The organism is Sporofaciens musculi (assembly GCF_009830285.1).
GTDB lineage: Bacteria > Bacillota > Clostridia > Lachnospirales > Lachnospiraceae > Sporofaciens > Sporofaciens musculi.
On sequence record NZ_WUQX01000003.1, the window covers coordinates 109,235 to 127,672 of the forward strand.

The 18,438-nt window shown below is 40.3% G+C and carries 14 protein-coding genes; 2 read left to right on the forward strand and 12 right to left on the reverse strand.

Going from position 1 to position 18,438, the window contains the following annotated elements; genetic code table 11:
- Positions 1-95: 95 nt before the first annotated feature.
- Positions 96-1,307 carry an IS110 family RNA-guided transposase gene (locus GN277_RS28340; RefSeq protein WP_204162872.1) on the reverse strand — a complete coding sequence of 404 codons (1,212 nt, stop codon included), beginning with the start codon at positions 1,305-1,307 and terminating at the stop codon, positions 96-98.
- A 305-nt stretch (positions 1,308-1,612) separates the two neighbouring features.
- Between GN277_RS28340 and GN277_RS28345 the strand changes: the two genes are divergently transcribed.
- Positions 1,613-1,861 (forward strand): hypothetical protein, encoded by a 249-nt coding sequence (locus GN277_RS28345; protein WP_204162871.1) that lies wholly within the window; start codon positions 1,613-1,615, stop codon positions 1,859-1,861.
- Positions 1,862-2,160: 299 nt separating this feature from the next.
- Here GN277_RS28345 and GN277_RS28350 read toward each other — a convergent pair whose 3' ends face one another.
- From GN277_RS28350 to GN277_RS28380, 7 genes are all read right to left on the reverse strand, one after another.
- Positions 2,161-3,228, reverse strand: coding sequence for an LPD16 domain-containing protein (locus GN277_RS28350; protein ID WP_159757664.1), 1,068 nt, complete (start codon positions 3,226-3,228; stop codon positions 2,161-2,163).
- A gap of 63 nt (positions 3,229-3,291) precedes the next feature.
- Positions 3,292-3,879 carry a hypothetical protein gene (locus GN277_RS28355; protein ID WP_159757667.1) on the reverse strand — a complete coding sequence of 196 codons (588 nt, stop codon included), beginning with the start codon at positions 3,877-3,879 and terminating at the stop codon, positions 3,292-3,294.
- 138 nt (positions 3,880-4,017) lie between these two features.
- Positions 4,018-5,004, reverse strand: coding sequence for a hypothetical protein (locus GN277_RS28360; protein WP_159757670.1), 987 nt, complete (start codon positions 5,002-5,004; stop codon positions 4,018-4,020).
- Positions 5,001-5,561 (reverse strand): RNA polymerase sigma factor, encoded by a 561-nt coding sequence (locus tag GN277_RS28365; protein WP_159757673.1) that lies wholly within the window; start codon positions 5,559-5,561, stop codon positions 5,001-5,003. The genes GN277_RS28360 and GN277_RS28365 overlap by 4 nt, the downstream gene beginning before the upstream one ends.
- Before the next feature lie 54 nt (positions 5,562-5,615).
- Positions 5,616-6,095: a hypothetical protein gene (locus GN277_RS28370; protein WP_159757676.1), complete on the reverse strand. Its 480-nt coding sequence runs from the start codon at positions 6,093-6,095 to the stop codon at positions 5,616-5,618.
- Positions 6,096-6,594: 499 nt separating this feature from the next.
- On the reverse strand, positions 6,595-7,269 hold the full coding sequence (locus GN277_RS28375) for a sortase (protein ID WP_159757679.1): 675 nt from the start codon (positions 7,267-7,269) through the stop codon (positions 6,595-6,597).
- Positions 7,270-7,322: 53 nt separating this feature from the next.
- Complete coding sequence (locus GN277_RS28380) at positions 7,323-13,100, reverse strand: SpaA isopeptide-forming pilin-related protein (protein ID WP_159757682.1); 5,778 nt, start codon at positions 13,098-13,100, stop codon at positions 7,323-7,325.
- A gap of 501 nt (positions 13,101-13,601) precedes the next feature.
- On the opposite strand from GN277_RS28380, the gene GN277_RS28385 reads away from it, so the two are divergent.
- The gene (locus tag GN277_RS28385) at positions 13,602-15,488 is read left to right on the forward strand and encodes a hypothetical protein (RefSeq protein ID WP_159757685.1); all 1,887 of its coding nucleotides are present in this window, start codon (positions 13,602-13,604) and stop codon (positions 15,486-15,488) included.
- 435 nt (positions 15,489-15,923) lie between these two features.
- On the opposite strand, the gene GN277_RS28390 is transcribed toward GN277_RS28385, so the two are convergent.
- From GN277_RS28390 to GN277_RS28400, 4 genes are all read right to left on the reverse strand, one after another.
- Positions 15,924-17,138 (reverse strand): IS256 family transposase, encoded by a 1,215-nt coding sequence (locus GN277_RS28390; RefSeq protein WP_159751631.1) that lies wholly within the window; start codon positions 17,136-17,138, stop codon positions 15,924-15,926.
- Between the two features lie 190 nt (positions 17,139-17,328).
- Positions 17,329-17,682, reverse strand: a complete 354-nt coding sequence (locus GN277_RS30740) for an MBL fold metallo-hydrolase (RefSeq protein ID WP_244325051.1) — start codon at positions 17,680-17,682, stop codon at positions 17,329-17,331.
- Between the two features lie 92 nt (positions 17,683-17,774).
- Positions 17,775-17,951: an MBL fold metallo-hydrolase gene (locus GN277_RS30745; RefSeq protein WP_244325052.1), complete on the reverse strand. Its 177-nt coding sequence runs from the start codon at positions 17,949-17,951 to the stop codon at positions 17,775-17,777.
- On the reverse strand, positions 17,948-18,433 hold the full coding sequence (locus tag GN277_RS28400; RefSeq protein ID WP_016220615.1) for a GNAT family N-acetyltransferase: 486 nt from the start codon (positions 18,431-18,433) through the stop codon (positions 17,948-17,950). The genes GN277_RS30745 and GN277_RS28400 overlap by 4 nt, the downstream gene beginning before the upstream one ends.
- Positions 18,434-18,438: the final 5 nt, after the last annotated feature.

Consider the following 18,438-nt stretch of genomic DNA (forward strand, 5'->3'; position numbering starts at 1 on the left):
TTTTTTGAAAAAATTTTATGTAGGAAAAATGCGTACAACAACCAGACCACCGTAGAACGCTGGTTTTGTGAATTGCTAGAGTTATGTAATTTCTGCTATTGTGGAAGGGAAGCCAAATATTCTTTGACTCTTCCGTAATAAATCCGGAGAAATTTATTTGCCCCGGCTGTCATGTAGACATAGTAAGCTTTGCCTTGCGCACGTTTCTTATCCATGAACAAATACACGGGGTCATCTTGTGGCTTGGTCTTAATTAGAACGTCCATGACCTGAAATAGGGTCTTACGGAGCGCGGGAGAACCATGTTTTGATGCATGGATACTTTTTTGAGAGTAATCCCCGGATTCATTTACACCTGGGTCAACACCGGCAAATGCGGTAATAGCGTTCCGATGGGTAAAGCGTGACACATCTCCGATTTCCGCTATTAGCTGTGGACCCAGGGAGGGGCCTACGCCTTTCATCGCCATAACGACAGAGTATTCTGGAAGTTGGGCTGCGGTTTCGTTCATTAGGGAACGGAGCTGTTCAACAGTTCGGGATGCAGTATTTAACTGCTCAACCGCCTGTTTGATGATACGTTTGGTAAAGACATCTTTTGGAAGTACAGAAACCGGTTCCTTGGCTGTTTCATAGATTTCTTCAGCTTTTGTTTTGCTGAAGTTGTACTTCTTGCGGTGACACCACTTCTGATAGTGGTCAACAAAAGCGTCCACAGATATCTTACGGACACAGTCTGCATGCCAGTAGCAGTCCGCAAAGTCAACCCATTTCTGGCTTCCGTCTTCGCGGGCGGGGCTGTCAAAATAGGTGTTTACACCGGGATAAGTTTGGTCAAGAAGGCCGATCAGATTGTTTTTCATGGCAGTCTTGTGCTTCATGTAGAAGCCAAACTGGCGGTTCATGGTCTTTAATTGATTGCGTAATTCATCCATAAGACCATATTGTTTCAATTTTGACCATCTGTCAAGTGTATAGCGTGCGATTTTAAGGGAATCTGCTTTGTCGGACTCTACTTTCCGCAGGGAGTTGTCTTCGTCCTGATAATGACGTATAAGCTGTGGATTTACAGCGCTAACAAACAGACCGGCAGAGACAAGCTCATGGGCAATGGTCTCATAGTAATGTCCGGTACACTCCATGACGATACGTGATTCTCCATCAAGGGATCTGATCCGATGAATCAATGATCGGAGATCCTTGGATAAATGAGATACTTCAAAAGGTTTGGCCACGACTTCACCGCCTGGGCGGAGGATGGCAACCATGCTTTTACGTTTGGAAACATCAATACCGATAGCGTTCATATTCATATGTTATGTCACTCCTTCTTTTGTAAGCAATGGTAAGGACCAGTTTTACTCATTGCCTATTCAATCTACTGTGGTGTGACGCGGACGCACCTTTGTGGGTGGTTCAACCTGCATAAAACGAATGCTGCGAATGAGGAGCTGGTTATCAGACTGTTTTACGGACGCGAAGTCCAAGAAAGGATCCGATTATACCGATTGCTCTCTACATTCTAACAGCTTAAGCAACAAGATGGGTAATTCCTTACTGGCTGTAAGGGAGATTAACCATAAATATATTGTAGTAGAAAGGATGTGGTTTAATGACCGTACAGCAACAGGTATGCGCACGCATTATTAACATGTCAGATGAAGGTGCTGCTTTTATTGAGCAAGTAATAAATAATATGAATCCTGTTTTTTTTATAGGAAAAAATAATTTAAAATCTACTACAGAGGCGATAGATGTATCAAAAAGAATCGGCGTTGGAAAGGGAATTATTGAAGATCCAACTGATTTTGATAAATGGGACGAGGAAATTGCTGATTTATTTGAGGATATAAAAAAATGAATTATCTAGCAGACACACATATTTTAATTTGGGCAATAACAGATAGTCCTAAATTATCCCAAAATGCAAGAGAAATATTATTATCGGACTTCTAGCTCAAGCCAAAGCAGAAAATATGTTTTTTCTTACACATGATGAATTGACTCCATTCTATAATGAATCCTGCATAGTATCAGTATGAATTTTTCTTGATGGGTAAAATTAATGGATTATTTTAAAACGGTCGATCCAGAGGATATGAGTCAGGCTAAATTGATTGTTTTTGAAAAGGGGCTGTTGCCAGCCCCTAATTCACTTTTCTACCTCTTCCACTTATCCAAAGAACCAATTACTTTCATACATGGTAGTCTTGCAATCAGATTTTCTATAGCCCTTATTGCTTTTGGATTGTCCGTAATGTCAGACATGTATTCCAGAACCTCCAAGTCTATTGTTTCTCCATACAATATATCCATTGATGTATCCGCATAGGACTCTGTTCCATCCTTATGTATATTGATACCGATGCTTGGAATGCCATTCATCTGTTCCGGCGGTATTTTATTGAAAATAGCTATTGCTTTATCAACACTGTGTATATTTTCGTAATATTTCCCTAAGCTATGGAATTCGCTGCACTCTGCCACTGTATACGTAATGATGATCTGTCTTTCCATCAAAAGCGATTCTGCTCTTTGAAGATAAGAACCCAATGTGCCGGTTTTACCTTCAGTAATAGGATTGATATCTACTTTGATACCGCCAAGCATGAATCCGTCTTCATTAAATACATTGAACAAATCATCTTCTGTCTCGCAGCCTGTATATTCCACAACAATATCAAGGTCAGAACCTTCCTTTTCCAATCCCCTGCACCGGCTTCCATATATTGCAATCCCGACTATATTTATAGATATCTGATATTCATCAATCTTGGACTGCAGATAAGCATAAACATTTAATTCTATTTCTTTCTGTGTCAGTCCATTGATCTTGTGGAACATATCACTTGTTTTTGCCTTGAATTTTTCTATAATCCTACGCTCGTTCGCAGCTTTTTTTGCGCGATCCTCAAACCAGTGCATTTCAGTATATTCTACTTTTTCTGTCAATTCTTCAAAATCAATCGGTATCAGTTTATCATATGAGTGTATATTTCCCTCCAGTTCGCTCCGGTGCATTGGTTCCTTTAGACCTAACTCAATTTCATAGAGCACCTCTGTGATTGTAATATCAGGGTTATCATATACGCCGCCATCTAATTCCCGATAATTCATATCGTAAATGGTATAGTCATAGCCTTCACCAGTCTCCTGAATACGAATATAACGATCTGCTAATTGGAATGCCAGTTCCTGTACATCCTGGTTTTCTTGTTCATTTGTCATTTTTCATTTCCTCACTTTTGCATTATTCATTTATGAATCCGATTTACATACACCACTGCCTTATCAGTCGTAAAATGGGCGGAGTTGGCCGTTCCATACCTCGTAATACCAGTACGAAGTATTGAAACGGATATAATAGTAATCTGGAGCACAGTAAACAGGGTGACGCTCAATCTTCCGTCCGGTTTTACGGAGGAATTTATGACGATTTACTTCCAGCTCATCAACCTCATGAATTATGATGATTTTGCTTGGATCAAAGTCAAACACGTCACAGATTCTTGCGATTGCCTCTGTATCAGTCATATAATAGCTGTGATTACCTGTCTCGGCCCCTTCGGCCAGCCGCGCATAATCATTCTGACGCACATTGTTGGGGTTCTCGCATAGTTTCCACTCCTCTTCCCGTTCTAAAGCTTTCTTCAATTCAATGATTTGAGCCTTATAAGAATCCATAAGTTGTTGTGTATGGATATATTGCATATTTACTTCATACTGAATTTTTTCAGCAATCCCGTCCTCGTTCTCTTTGTATGCGTTACAAAACGTGTCTTTATCACCGCCAAACTCTATATAAGCTTTCTCGATTGCTTCGTATTCTTTCATGGCAGGAAAATAACCTGTTCTTGTTTCAAATTCCTTTAGCATCATGACAAAATATCCCTTTCTTAATGATTAGGCAGTAATGGCTTAAATCATGGATGTTCCTTCTGCCATAGCCTTATTGTTGTAACTAAATCAAATACTTTGGGAGGCTTTCGCCTCCCGCTGTATCAATAATAGATTTTTTTAAATGTGGCAGTCTACGATGGTCAATACCCATTCGGGCTCTGCTTTGTCTATGAATCGTTCTTTAAAATGTAAATTCCAATCAAAGATTTTTTCTTCTGCGCCATATCCGGCGCCTGCCTCTTTTATATCATATGCCTGATACCATTTTCCCTCTGGCAGGATTACTGCATTTGTAATGACTGAGGATTGTATTTTTGCATATGTCTCTTTGTTTTTGTATGTACCTAATAAGAATTTTTCATTTAATGTATTGAAAAAATCATCTGCATTTTCGCCATCCTTCAGCGGAGAATTTTCAATAACCACTTCCCACCATCTGAGACTTCTATTGTAAATCTCACAATCTGGCTCAAAATTAATATTTTTAACTCTGGCCTGTGCATATCTCCCCTCTAAATCAGGAGTCGGATATACAAGACTATCCTCCCCCTTTATCCCCTCAGATGCTTTTAGGAGACCGTTCCATCTGCCGCCGATTTGCCACCAATCCCATTTGGCATTCGGATTTTCCCAAAATCCAAATTCCTGTTTTTCTATATCCCACGGAGACACGAAATAATTCTCTAGATAATCCTGTATCGTAGGATAGATCTCTCTGTAAGGAACGCTCCGTAATTCTGCGTTCTTTTCACCGATATCAAACACAATTTGGACGTGCCCTAATATGGGATCATATGTATAATTAAAAAAATATTCCTTCCTATTCTTATAAAAGTGTGAATGATCCGCCCCATCAGTAAATATCGTATAGGAAAATATACTTTTTAACTCTACTATATTCCACGGAAAAACGTATTTTCCATCCTGTAAGCACACTATATTCATACTTCCCGTTTCATATCTCTCATGCTCTTTTTCAACAGCACTTACAAATTTAAGATATTTTTTTGGACAGTCTCCCATGTTGTTTTCCTGATATGGGGCCAGTAATTCCTTCACAGTCTTTTTCCCATCGCTAAATACCGCAACTGAAAAATGGCTCATCTTTGTTCAGCTCCTTCCTGCATCAATCCAAGTCGTTTGAGACGTTTTCTCATCCGCGTCAGACGTGATGAGACTCCGCGGATTGTAATGTTGCAATGCTCGGCAATTTCCCGGTAAGTATACCCTTCTGCCTTCATATATATTACTTCTTTTTCTTTCGGCTTAATATATGGAAGCAATTGGAGCAGTTGTTGTTTTGCATCCAGGATCTCAGATGCACGTTCTATTCCATTTCCATCTGTAAACCGGCCGTCCATATCTGATGATATGCACTCTTCGCAATAAATTCCCATAGATGCCTTCCGTTTAGGACATTCCAGATACAAAAATTCTTTTATCATACAATATTTCATTTTTCTCCATGCAATAGAGGAAAAACGAAATCTGCTTAATTCTGGGTTCTCCAGATACTCCCGGACCGCATCCAGATATCCAAATATAACGACATCATAGAATTCCTGGTCTAAATGATTTTTGAACAAAAAGACTTTTACTAAAGAAAGATGCTGGCATGCAAATTGATTTTGCTCAGGGGTTAATTTATTTGATTTTCCCATAAGTATGTCTCCTTAAAAAAGGGTTGTCATTGTTCATCATAATATTTTTCTCCCTTAAGTATGTATGCCGTAATAAGCTGTATTCAGGTTGCTCTGCCCATGAAGGATGATACCGCCAGAGACTCCCGGACCATAGGGTGTATATCCGTCAAACAAAAAACTATATGGCAGAAAATCATCATATAAAACAAACCGTTCATAGTTTTCCCAATTCAGTTTTTGTTCAAGAAATTTTGTGAATTTATGCCGGATTCTAGGCCGAGATATAATATCTTTTAGATTTTTTCTGCTTCGAAATTCTATTTTAGCCGGAATGGTCTGAGATATAGAAAGCAGTTTCCTCTTATATCCTGTTTTGTGCAAGGCTTGAAACAGGACTTCCTGTGGCAGGCATATAACTTCTTCGTACCCTTCATATCTGCCGTCTGCTAAGCTGTGCAGCCACCAGAACCGTATATTAATATTCTTATTACAGTTCACATCTTCCCTACACCGCAGTTCCGCAAAAGAACAGACATCTTTAACAATTATCATTCTCTCCGACATCAGCTGCTGTATTTCTTTCTTTAATAGGAAAAAATTATTAGAACATTGATGATCTCTTGAATATGTTCTTAAGGATACAACGTTTTCGCGTTCGCTTATACTAATCATTGTTTTCTTTTGCATTTTCTCTTCGCCTTTCAATAATAAATTTACCTCCTTTTCTGCATAAAAAAAGAACATCTATAGAAAGATGTTCATCGCTAGACTTATACTTTATTTTAGTATTTTTATATGATTCCTTCTGAGCTGTAAGTAAAACCGTCCCTCCTTCTATTAAAATTTTCCCTACTATACTTAACAGGGGTACCCATCTCTGGGAATTACACTACATAATCTACAAATGCAGAAAACCATGAATAAAAATACTTTATGTTTATTCTACTATAGTTGAATCCTTCTGTCAAAGTTTTCGTATTCTCTAACGAATAAAAGGCAAAACCGGAGATAAGATAAGTGCCCTTACTCTCCGGTTTTATAAAACCTTCTGTTATATTTTTTCTTCCCTCATCTGTACGGCACGCACTATAATGATCCGTTTTTCTGAATATCCGGCTGCAAGGTTTTTTTCACATGCCACCAGCGTTACCCTCTTTCCCACATCATGAGGGAAATATGCATCACTTTTTAAACGAAGTACCCTGTCTACAGCTTCTACTTTATAGCTGTACCGGGTATTTCCCTGTATAACATAGAAAGTATCATCCACATTCATTTCATCCAGGCGGTTAAAGCTGTGGCCGTATGTCTGGGAACTATGTCCGTATATAATATAATTTCCCTTCAGGGTTGTTGAAAGATCTGCCGTTACAAAGTAGTATTTTGACAGGTTAAAATCATTGTCGTCAAGCGTATTTCCCCGAATGACCGCTTTCTTCATGTTAATCTTATCAATGACCAGTATACAGTCAATGTGTCCCCGGAAAGAATAGTCGTTTACATCACTATACTGGTATTCAACTAAAGGAGCCTCATCTGATGGCGCTTCGTCAGGAATTTCTGCCTTTTCGTCCATGTAGCCGTCAATAAGCATATCCTCAAAATGGTTCCGTTTATCCGCTTCATGATAGGGCTCACAGTAAATCTGATATCCGACAGATATAATAAGGATAATTCCAGAAACAAAGCATGCAATTGGAAATAAATGTTTAATCTTTTTCTTCATAAGTCCTCCTAAAAATGGTGCAGAGCTTCCCCTGCACCAGCGATAACTGTTGTTTATTTTTTACGTTTCTGTTTCTTATAATAGATAGAAAAGCCAATGCCAAGCCCTGTTATTCCGACTGCAACAAATGCGGCTGCAAACAGCGCCGTACTGTCGTCAAAACCAAGTTTCGGAACCGCCGTCTTTGGAATAACATGGTTTCTGCAGGTAATCGTAATATCCTGTCCTTTCATACGGAACTCAATCTTATCTGCAAGCTGCTGATATCCTGCCGGCGCTTTCTTTTCTTTGAAATAATATTCTCCGAAAGCAAGGTCACTTATATTGACTTCACCTTTTTCATCGGTGATATATGTTCCGATATTTTTCCCGTCAGATGTAAATAACTCAAATTCCGCCCCTGGAAGCTTCTTAGATTCATTATTTGCGTCAATTTTTATAAGCGTTACCTTTGCCTTTTCCAGCTTATTGACCGCCGGATTCTCTTTATTGACATCAAAGACCGTTACCGGCTCATTTTCTAACGTCAGCTCAAATTCATGCTTTTCCTCATCCAGAATATACCCCTCCAGTGTCTGAAGCTCTCTGAAGTAATAATGGCCGGATACCAGGGCAGCCTTTAATGTCGCCTTACCTTCTTCATTTGTTTTAATTACTCCGATCAGGCTGTCCTTTGGAAGGATTCTTTCGCCGCGGTAATCCATAATATCTTCATTTGTATAAATACCAAAGAAGATTCCTTCTAACGGCTTTTTCCCATATCCGAATGTCCCGTTTTCTGGATTCAGCATTTCTCCTACTTTATAGACGTTAATTTCTGTGTCTATTACATCATTCTCAATATCCAGGCTGATATCTACAACTTGATCTTTCTTATCCTTGGTCAATACAACCTCATACTTTTTATGATTCATGGCCAGACCCGCCGGTGTTTTCGTTTCTTTTAAGATATACTCACCTAACGGCAGATTCTTCGATACTCCTTTGCCTTCTTCATCTGTTGTGATGGTGTCCACGGCATTTCCATCCATATCATAAACTGTAAATTCCACGCCTGGTAAAGACCGCTTTTCATACTCCATACGGTTGATTTTCCCGAAATCAGAATCATATGTTGAGATTCCGGTGAGCATATCTCCAACCTTATCTATAGTGATGGTTCCGGTTTTTTCAAATTCATCTACCATTTCTACTTTTAGGATCTCACCGCTTTCCAGAACAGTAAAAGGGATTTCTTCCGCAAGCTCATATCCATCCGGAGCCTGTTCTTCAATCAGTATATAATCGCCAGGTTCTAATCGGTCAATTCTATGTACTTTTCCGTCAGTAATCCAGGATGTGACCTCATTTCCATCAGAATCCTTAATGGTAAGCTTTGCACCGATTACCTCCTTACCGCCGATGTCCACTTTGCTGATATCTACTTTAGTGAAATCATTTGTGACCTCCTGCTCTGCGGCTATGACTGTCTGTTCCTGATTCGTATACTGCAGATTGAAATCAATCATCTCTTCGCTTTGTACATATCCTGGCGAAGGTTTCAGCTCCTTCGCATAATAGCGCGCAATGGGCAGATCTTTCGTAAAAGCTGCCACTCCATTTTCATCAGAGGATGCTGTCTCAATCAGTGTGTCTGCGGGAATGACAATCCCCTCACCGATTAAAATATCCTCTGCAATATAAAGGCCGAAAATGGTTCCTGCCACAGGCTCTTTTGTCTCAATATCTGTCTTTTTAATCTGGATAGATACCCTCTGCCGTTCATTGACATATTCACTGTCGCTGTATACGACCTCTACTTCATCACCAGCATATTCCAACGAAAATTCCTGTATTTCCTTATTCAATGCAAATCCCGGTCCGGCTGTAACTTCCTCTATTCTATATTTCCCAAGAGGCAGGTCTGTCAATTCTGCTTTCCCGTCCTTGTCCGTTTTAATCATAGATACCAGTTCGTCCTTCCTATACAGAGTAATCCGGTTTCCTTCCCTGTCACACTGGTAATCCGGTGAATAAATATCTTCTGCCGCATATATTTTGAATTCTGCTCCTTCCACATTTCCCATTTCATAAATAAAGTCAGAATCATCTTTTCCCGAATTAAGGATACCTAAAAATTCCCCAAAACGCCGCAGAATATTTTTCTTCTTTTGCCCATAACCGGACAGGTGCTCCCCCTTCTTTTGCAGCCGTAGAGAACCTGTCTGGCGCTGATTTTCATAATCAACCCTTATAACCACGGCGCCTGTTTCCTCTTCCACCTCGTATGCCTGGTCAGATGAAAGGGTAAATTCAATCGGTTCCCCTTTTACATAGCCGTCAGCAGCTGCGCTCTCCTCCAGACGGTAATTCCCCATCTTTAATTTTTCAGGCGTCAGCAGATAACCCTGGTCAGAAACTTCAAATTCCGTGTGCTCTACGAGCTCCGGGTAATGTGTATATTGCTTTACATACTCTTCATTATCCAGGTTATAGATTTTAAAGACAGTGCCTTTATGCAGTACAGGCATCTTACTGGTGCCGTCAATTTTATATATTTTCAAAATTGCCTGAAATTCATAGTCAATGAATACTCTCCATTGCTGGGGTTCCCGTTTATCTTCATTAATGGTTACGATAAACGGATCGATTGTATTGTAGTTTTCAGGAGTGGTCGATTCTATCACTACATATTTTCCATAGGCTAATTCATTGCTTACCGCATATCCCTTTTCATCCGTAAAAAGCTCCGGCATGGGAATGCCTTTGCTGTCTTCTGAATAATCAAGCGCCGTTGTCTCCTTGCTAAAATCATAGCCTCGGAACTGTTCCGGAGAGTAATTTCCATTGCCATCCGGTTTTATGTCTCCGGCCTTGACACCTTTTAATGAGCGAATCAGATATATTTTGAATCCGGCTCCCTTTAGAAGATCTGCTTCTGTCTGTTCGCCATCGGAGCCGACTTTGATTAACTGGAAAGGCTGCTTTTTCACGGTCTCATTTACGGTTACCTCTCTGTGGACAATTTTTACATCCTGTCCCTCATAAGCTGCTTCTACCGGATACTCTGTAGGATCAAGCAAATATCCTTCCGATGCGGCAAGTTCGCGGATACAATACTTGCCTAAATATAAATCAGTGAAATCAAGTTCTCCATTCTCATTAATTTCCCCTTTTGAAACGAGCTCCCCCTTTTTATGTACTGTTCCGGATTTTTTGTTCGGATGCTGAATATCCTCTGCTGCGAATAAGCCATACTCTGCACCAATTAAAGCTGCATCTCCCTGACTTAGAAATTCGTGTGTTTCTTTATCTATCTTCCGTACATGAATTTTTGCGCGGACTTCTTCATTTTGGAATGCATGTGAAAATACGTATTCATATGTCTGATCATTTTTGTATGTATATGTAAACTCATATGTTTCTTCCGACCTATAATACTTTTCCGGCGCCTGTATTTCCCTGATATAATAGGTATAGTTAATCGGGATATCAGCAGAAAATTCTGCAATCCCATCTCGGTTACTGATACTGCTCTGAATCAGTGTATCCTTATCAAGAACGGTTCGTCCGTTGATCTTGATGGCTTCCTTGTTATATAGTCCGAACTTTGCACCTTCAAGCGTTGTGTCGTCATTCTGTGAATGTTTTACAGATGTTACTTTTATTTTCGGCCGCTTGTTATTATATTCGCTTTCAGCTAACGCAAGAGAGGCAGTCTGACCGGCATATGTGAGGGAAACAGTCTTTGTTGTCTCCTGTTCGTTTTTTTCGATTACCAAATCCGCAGGCGCCTTTGTCTCAACAATGCGGTATTTCCCCAGATACAATTCCTCAGAAACTGCGCAGCCGTCTTCGCCGGTAGTCAGGTTCGCAATCAGAGTATCCCTTTTATGGATTACTGTTTTCTTATCCTGGCTTATAATATCTTCAGCAGCATAGATAGAATAATCGGCGCCAGGAAATGAAGCGTCTTCATATATGAAGTTTACCGGATCACTGCCGTTGACTGATGTGAGTTTTTCTCCGGATTTATGAATCTTAATCTTCCCTTTCTGCTCTTTGTTCCCCGCCTTTACGTCCGTATTCCCTCCTGCTACCAGCTTTACATTATGGACCTCCGCACTGAGGCAGTACCCGGCAGGGGCGGTTATTTCTTTCAAATAAACGGTTTCCTGAGTTTTGGTAAACTCTGTAGAGGAACTTCCCTTTTCATCTGTAGGCGGCATGGTTACAATCAGGCTTGTGCAGGCCTCATCTTTATACACTCCAAATACCGCGCCTGAAAGGCTGACATTGGTGTCTCTGTCTTTCTTTATCAGTGTGATTCTGGCAATATCCATCCACTTCACTTTGAACCGGACAGAGTTTGCCTTTTCTTCTATGAAATCTCCGTATCCGATATCCTGAATGGTACTTCCGGTACTAAGCACCAGCGTTTTCCATTGTGCGCCAATCTGTCCTGTCAGCTTTCCGCTGTCCCATTCACCGGTTGCGGTCTTAGGTGCAGTGAAATAAAAACTCCCTTCGCCGTATATTTTTATAGTTCCTCCGGTCTGGCTCTTACCGTCAGAAGCATTATGATATGTCACGTTTGATGGAAGATCCAGAGTAACATAATTGCGGTGATCCCCATTTAACTGAAAGGTTTTTGTCTTTTGTGAATCTCCATCAAGATACGCTTTTTCATAATCAGAATTCAGGCTGATGGCAGCTACCGGCGGGTTTTCCTGTCCAAACAGATAGTTGATATAACCCAGGACACCGGTTTCCTCCAGAGATCCTGCTGTACAGCCATGAAAACCCGCATCCCCTATATATGCATAACTCGCCGCAATATGTGTAAATATATACCTGGTATCTGCATCCAGCTGCGACATATACTGCTCTGTCAGATCTCCCGGCCCGCCATATCCATAATATAAGACTTTCTGCAGATTAGCATTTGTGTTCAGAACCTCTGCAACATAGTCTGCATCCGGCGGAGAGGCTTTCGGAGATTCCAGGCAGTATGCTATTTTTCCATTTACATAAAAATAATTCGTTTCGTAATTTCCAATGTTAGAGGGATAACGCAAAGTCTTCCCCTTCACCAAAGAGACATTTGAGCTTCTCTGGGCCGCCATTCTTGCGGGCACAACAGACAGAAACAGGCTGTCCTCCACATCTTCTACGGCAACCAGTTCCTGTTCGTTTTCCCCGCCAGATGTATCTAAATTATCAGCGGAATCGTCTAAATCTGGCTTTCCCGGTTCTCCTGTTTGATTCATATCCGCCTTATCAGGCGCGACTGACGGATCTGCGTCTTCCGACTCGTCCCCAGAATCAGTTCCTGTTTTTGTATGCCCGTTTTTTGAAGGGCTTTCCGGCTCCCTGCTTTTTACAGTAATCATCCGGCTGATCTGATATGCCAGGTTTTCGTCCCTGCCAGGATATACTTCGTAGACAGCCTGATACTTTCCCGGTACGTCATTGGCAAAGTTGGTTAATTTTTCATCAACGGCATTTTTAAATATAATTTTTACCTTTTCTTCTGCAAAAAACAGTTTGGTAAAATCATGTTCGATATCGAAGTCTGTCTGCGCTTTTATGGATATATCTTGGGCAATAACAAACTCGTCTTCTGTTAAGCGTTCCTTCATTTCAGATAAAAAAGGCAGATTGGATGCACCCTCATTATACAAAATAAAGTTATCTTCCTGAACCGGTGCCTTATCCTCTGCTGATTCCACTGTCTGGATTTCCGGCTTTGCAGATTCTGCTGCAAACGCCGTCATACTTGAATGAAGTATTGTTGTGCAGCAGATTAAGAATGCCAGGGTTCCTGACATAATTCTTTGTTTTCTAATCATCGTTTTCCTCCTGATATAATAATGAAAAGGCAGGGAATATCCCTGCCCGGCCAGCCCTGCGGCTAAATAAATTTTTAAGTGCGGGAAATCTGCCTTTTTGTTTCTCTCCTCCTTTCTCCTGCAAGCCCCAAAAAAGCCAAAGGCAGACTGCTTCTTGATACCTGTTTCCAGGAATTGTACAAAAAGCCTTCCGCACTTTGGCTCGCTAAAAAAATATATCCTTATTATATAGAAAGAAACATGCTCTTTCAAATCCACAAAACGCCATATACTGCCAAATACATATTACAGCTGTCCTTCGAGGAAAACATATCTGATATTAAGACAACTTATCTGTTCCCCTGCCTTTCTCTTTTATTCTGTTGCCCATTCCATGTTTTGCGACATCTTCTCCTTATTCTTTCATTGAGCATTCCGGAGGGCTCTGTTAAGCTATGGGTATACGATATTGGATTTCAAAAGGACTTCCGACAAAATAATGCAATAAGGAGAGAAATACAGATGAAAAAAGGATTATATGTCCCGGCATGCCACAAATATATCAGGAAAAGAGATGGTACTCCCGACCAGCAGCGCATATTCAACGTTGCAAAGTCTGCATTTAAAGCAAAATATCCTAATCAGAAATTAGAAGATAGGGAACTGATCAGTTTCTTAAAGGCGAACCATGTGATTCCGGAAGAAACGAAAGGGGAAGACTTGAATACGGAGCATCCGGAACTTTGTTTTACGATTATCTCCCAATATAAATGTAATTCAACCTGTCAATTATGTGCCTATTCTCCGCTCTTTAAAAACCAGTGGGAAATGCAGGAATCCATATTAATTGGTTATGCCCTGAGAAGCTGGAATAATTTACAGGCTCTCTTAGAATCCGGTCTTACCTGCCGCCACTTCCGGGCAATGATTCCCGTATCGGAAAAATCATCCGTCTCAGTAATACCTTTAAATCGGCTGGCTTTTGAATATATGGAAAAGGTGCCAAAATCACAATCGGATATGTTGTCCATCTCCGAAAATATCATCCATACCTTGAAACAGAATAATAAAAATAAGCTCTCTGCAGATGATTTTAAAATTGCAAAAAAATACCTTGATAATCTCTTCCTAAGTAATTATCATGCTTTGCCGCCGGAAAAGATTGAAAACATTTTGAAAAAATGCTTTCAGCTGCATTTCCGACCGGCTCCTGAGCCTTCAACACAACAGGAAAAACAGGAAGAAATTATGGAAGAAAGCCCTCTGCGCCTGGAGGGCCTGCTAGCAGGGAAATCTCTGACAACAGCGGGAAACAGAAATCCTCTGCAAGAAACTGCCAGTAAGAAAAAAATAACAGATGATAAGCGTGAAAAGGCAGTTCACACCTGCTATACGAAAGATATTTCATCTGTACTGATAAAACCAATTTCCGCTGCAACTATGGAACGCCCTCCCCATATATGGCAGATAACCTATAAAGAGCTTCAAGATTTTCCGGCAGTAAACCTGGATACAGCAGACAAATGGCAGATGAGATTGTTTCTTGAAAAACTGCTAATGACGCCCTTGCTCCCTATGGAAACCTTGATAGATAATAAGGGTTCGTCATGGGTGCTTCTCTATGTTCAAGGCAAATTTTTTTATTATTCCAGCAGCAATCTGACCATATTAGATACCATACTGCCCTATATTGAAAAAAGTGCTTTCCGCAAAATCATTTGTTACGAGCCTTATCAATTGTATGAATACTTTTTCCGGCAGCAAGTCTATGGCATAACCCTGTTCAGCATCCGGCTTGGAATGGATTTCGCCTGTTCCCCGGCTTTATGGAAATGTAATATAAATACTGTCCTGCATGAAATATGCAAAACAGAAAATCCTGATCATGCCCCTGCAGTAATGGACAGCATGCGGAACTACTATAAGATGTTCCAATATTTAAGCAAGACTGGTTTAGAAAAAAAGAAGATGTACTGGGAAAGATATTATATCATGAAATTTTTAGGATATTCTTATCATAGAAAAGAAAACGGTTTAACAGGAAAACCCCTGTTTCTAAAAGAGGCCCTGGATGGCTATCAGTTTGCTTATACCGAAAAGGATACATTAATGGCTCCTTATATGGCTGTCCGCTATCAGATCCGATGGGAATCAAAAGATGAATTTCCAATTGAATCCATGCTTTCGGAAATTATGAAGCACAGAATTCCGGAAATTCATGAAATATTACTGCTATCCTATAGTAAAAATAATATGATATTTTCCATACTTCCCTCGGAATATGGTTACTTATGTGATTTGGTAAATAATATTGCATGTTATTTTGCAGAGATAAATAAAAAATTGCCGGTACATATTGACGAAGACATTTTGAGCAGTCAGAATGAAAAATGTGTGGCAGTGCCTTGATTAATGTAAGGTGGCAGTGAGAAAAAATAGCGGGGAAGAGCAAATGATGTTATATGTATACTTCATACTATAACATAAATGTAATACAAAAATCAGGATAACTGACCGTTTTGAGGAGACTGTAAATAATCTTGTGTCTTTGGAGAAATAATCTTTACTGGTAGGAATCAGATATGTAGAAATCTGCTGTCGAATATCATTACTTTTATGTTGTCGAATTCTTTTTATGATAATAGTATTACCAGATAGTCAGGTTTTATACATATTTATTGATTTTTTGGCACACCAATCAGACATTAGCAGCAGAAACTCTTTCCGTGGGCTCTGCCCACACCCGGCCTCCGGAATAAGACCGGGAATTTCTGGCAATACTGCTAATGCCGATGAAATAAGGCCGGAACGTTTTGATGCGATATGTCGTTCCGGCTTTTCATTTTACAGGTACCGGGTAAGCCTCTCCCCGTACAGGACGATCAGCTGGTTCAGCACCTGGTCCCAGTTTCTGTAACGCTGTGTCCATTTTTTGATCACATTTCCACTGGCAAGATAAAGCATCTTTTCCAACGCGCTGTCGCTGGGGAATACACTCTTTGTCTTTGTCACTTTCCGATACTGGCGGTTCAGTCCTTCTATGATATTTGTAGTATACATGATACGCCGGATATCATCTGAAAACTGAAAGAAGGAACTGATGTCTTCCCAGTTATTCTCCCAGTTACTTATCGCATAGGGGTATTTCCTTCCCCACTTTTCTTTGATCTTTTCCAGTTCTGAAAGAGCAGATGTTTCATTGGGGGCATTATATACTGCCTTGAAATCTGAGGAAAATTTCTTCAGGTCACTGTAATTGACATATTTGAAAGAATTGCGTAGCATATGGATGACACACCTCTGGATCTGGGCATCCGGATAGACTGCCCCTATCGCTTCCTTAAAACCGGGAAGCCCGTCCACGCAGAAGAACAGTACATCCTGTACACCGCGGTTTTTCAGATCATTTAACATGCCCAGCCAGAACTTGCTCGTTTCATTAGCTCCTACTGTGATGCTCAGGATATCTTTGTAACCATCTGCTGTGATGCCCAGCACGATATAAGCCGCCCGGCTTAAGATGCGCCCATCCTCCCTGACCTTGTAATGGATGCAGTCCATGAACACAAAAGGATAGATCGGATTCAACGGACGTGACTGCCATTCCTTTATTTCCGGCAGGACCCTGTCTGTGATCTTGCTGACCATTTCTGCTGACAGTTCCATCCCGTAAAGATCTTGTATCTGGTCATGGATGTCTCTTGTGCTCATGCCCCTTGCGTAGAGGGATATCACTTTTTCCTCTATCCCGGAAATATCCCGCTGGTATTTTGGGATCAGTTTTGGCTCAAATTCCCCTTCCCTGTCCCTTGGGACATCGATCTGGAACTCACCATACTGACTCTTCAATGTTTTAGGGGTATGTCCATTTCTCTTATTGGATGTAGGAGCCTCTCTTTTCTGATTCTTTTCATAACCGAGAGACGCATCCAATTCTGCCTCCATGAGTTCCTGAAGGATATCCTTGAAGCTGTCTCTGAGCAGGCTGTAGACATCAGCTACGCTGTTTAGGTTGTTATCTGCAATAATCTGTCGAATCTGTTCTTTTGTTGCTGGCATAAAAAATCCTCCTTTTCGATAAGAATTGTCATATCTTGATTCTTACCAAAAAAGAGGTATTTTTTTCCAAAGACACAAATTATTCTACACTACCTATCTTGAGGGAAATATGCAAATGTAGGTGGATGCAGATGATTTACACAGATTATTTTACACACCCCAATTGCTGGAAAACCAGCCCTTACTCTGTTCATAACTGTATTTTCAATCCATCATACGCAAAATGTATTAAGTTCAATTCCCTCTCTAATTCTCTATAATCATTATATGACTTTCCCCAGTCTTCCTCTAAATGGGTAATAATAACTCTTTTGATTCCATACTGTTTTCGTATTGTATCAATTTCATCTATAGTAAACAGTTCTTTTCGCAGTGGGTTATTTTCATTTAATACAAAGCCATCTTTTAATATATCCCCGACAATTGTATTGCCAATGATTAAAACATCTGCACCTTGAAATTTCTCTGACTTTGGAAATGGCTTTACATCACATGGGGCATAAATTATCTTTTTACTGTTGGATGAAATAATAAATATTGCCACGTGTTCCTGTTCATCTACCGGTACCAGTTCTATCGGATGATCGGGTTTCTTTCCCAGTGAATTGGCAAGTCAGTCCATTTTCAATTGCTCAACTACACGCAGATATCTTCCGGCGTATCAATCAATAGATTCACATCTTCAACAAACAGACTGCACCCCGTTCTTGCATAAGGAAATCCTTTCTGCCGCGCTTCTATACAAACACGACAATTACAACATGCCCTTGGCGTGCTGACACAGCCTCCGGAACCAAGTATGATTACATTCATGTTATGTCTGCCTCCTTCTTTTCATAAAATGTTAATGTGAGTCTTTCGTTAATGACCTTTGTTTTACCTGTTTGGCGATACCCCATTTTTTCATACAAATGACAGTTTTTAGACTCCTGCAAAATTGTGTCAAGTTCCCAATTTTCGTTTCCATGCATTTCTTCACACAGCCGGATTGTTTTCTGTGCAATGCCTTTCCCTTGAAATTCCGGCAATATAAATATTGGGGAAATTCTTTTGTTTTTTCCGTTTTCCTTTTTGTCAATAATACGGATAGCTCCTACTTTTTGCTGTCCGATACAGATAAAATAGTAAAATGTAAAGTCCTGTTTCAAGCGTGCTTCTACTTTTTCCATGTTTTCATTTGCAGGACTGGTGTCAAAATCCTGATATTTCTCCAATAATTCTTTGAAAGCTTCGACCTGCATAGCGTGTAGCTCTTTTGCATTGTCAATATTTGCCCTTAATAATGTTACTTCCATATACA

Excerpts from the sequence above, each read along its gene's own strand:
- GN277_RS28340 (WP_204162872.1), bottom strand. The coding sequence starts at position 1,307 with ATGAACGCTATCGGTATTGATGTTTCCAAACGTAAAAGCATGGTTGCC.
- GN277_RS28345 (WP_204162871.1), top strand. The coding sequence starts at position 1,613 with ATGACCGTACAGCAACAGGTATGCGCACGCATTATTAACATGTCAGAT.
- GN277_RS28350 (WP_159757664.1), bottom strand. The coding sequence starts at position 3,228 with ATGACAAATGAACAAGAAAACCAGGATGTACAGGAACTGGCATTCCAA.
- GN277_RS28355 (WP_159757667.1), bottom strand. The coding sequence starts at position 3,879 with ATGATGCTAAAGGAATTTGAAACAAGAACAGGTTATTTTCCTGCCATG.
- GN277_RS28360 (WP_159757670.1), bottom strand. The coding sequence starts at position 5,004 with ATGAGCCATTTTTCAGTTGCGGTATTTAGCGATGGGAAAAAGACTGTG.
- GN277_RS28365 (WP_159757673.1), bottom strand. The coding sequence starts at position 5,561 with ATGGGAAAATCAAATAAATTAACCCCTGAGCAAAATCAATTTGCATGC.
- GN277_RS28370 (WP_159757676.1), bottom strand. The coding sequence starts at position 6,095 with ATGATAATTGTTAAAGATGTCTGTTCTTTTGCGGAACTGCGGTGTAGG.
- GN277_RS28375 (WP_159757679.1), bottom strand. The coding sequence starts at position 7,269 with ATGAAGAAAAAGATTAAACATTTATTTCCAATTGCATGCTTTGTTTCT.
- GN277_RS28380 (WP_159757682.1), bottom strand. The coding sequence starts at position 13,100 with ATGATTAGAAAACAAAGAATTATGTCAGGAACCCTGGCATTCTTAATC.
- GN277_RS28385 (WP_159757685.1), top strand. The coding sequence starts at position 13,602 with ATGAAAAAAGGATTATATGTCCCGGCATGCCACAAATATATCAGGAAA.
- GN277_RS28390 (WP_159751631.1), bottom strand. The coding sequence starts at position 17,138 with ATGCCAGCAACAAAAGAACAGATTCGACAGATTATTGCAGATAACAAC.
- GN277_RS30745 (WP_244325052.1), bottom strand. The coding sequence starts at position 17,951 with ATGAATGTAATCATACTTGGTTCCGGAGGCTGTGTCAGCACGCCAAGG.
- GN277_RS28400 (WP_016220615.1), bottom strand. The coding sequence starts at position 18,433 with ATGGAAGTAACATTATTAAGGGCAAATATTGACAATGCAAAAGAGCTA.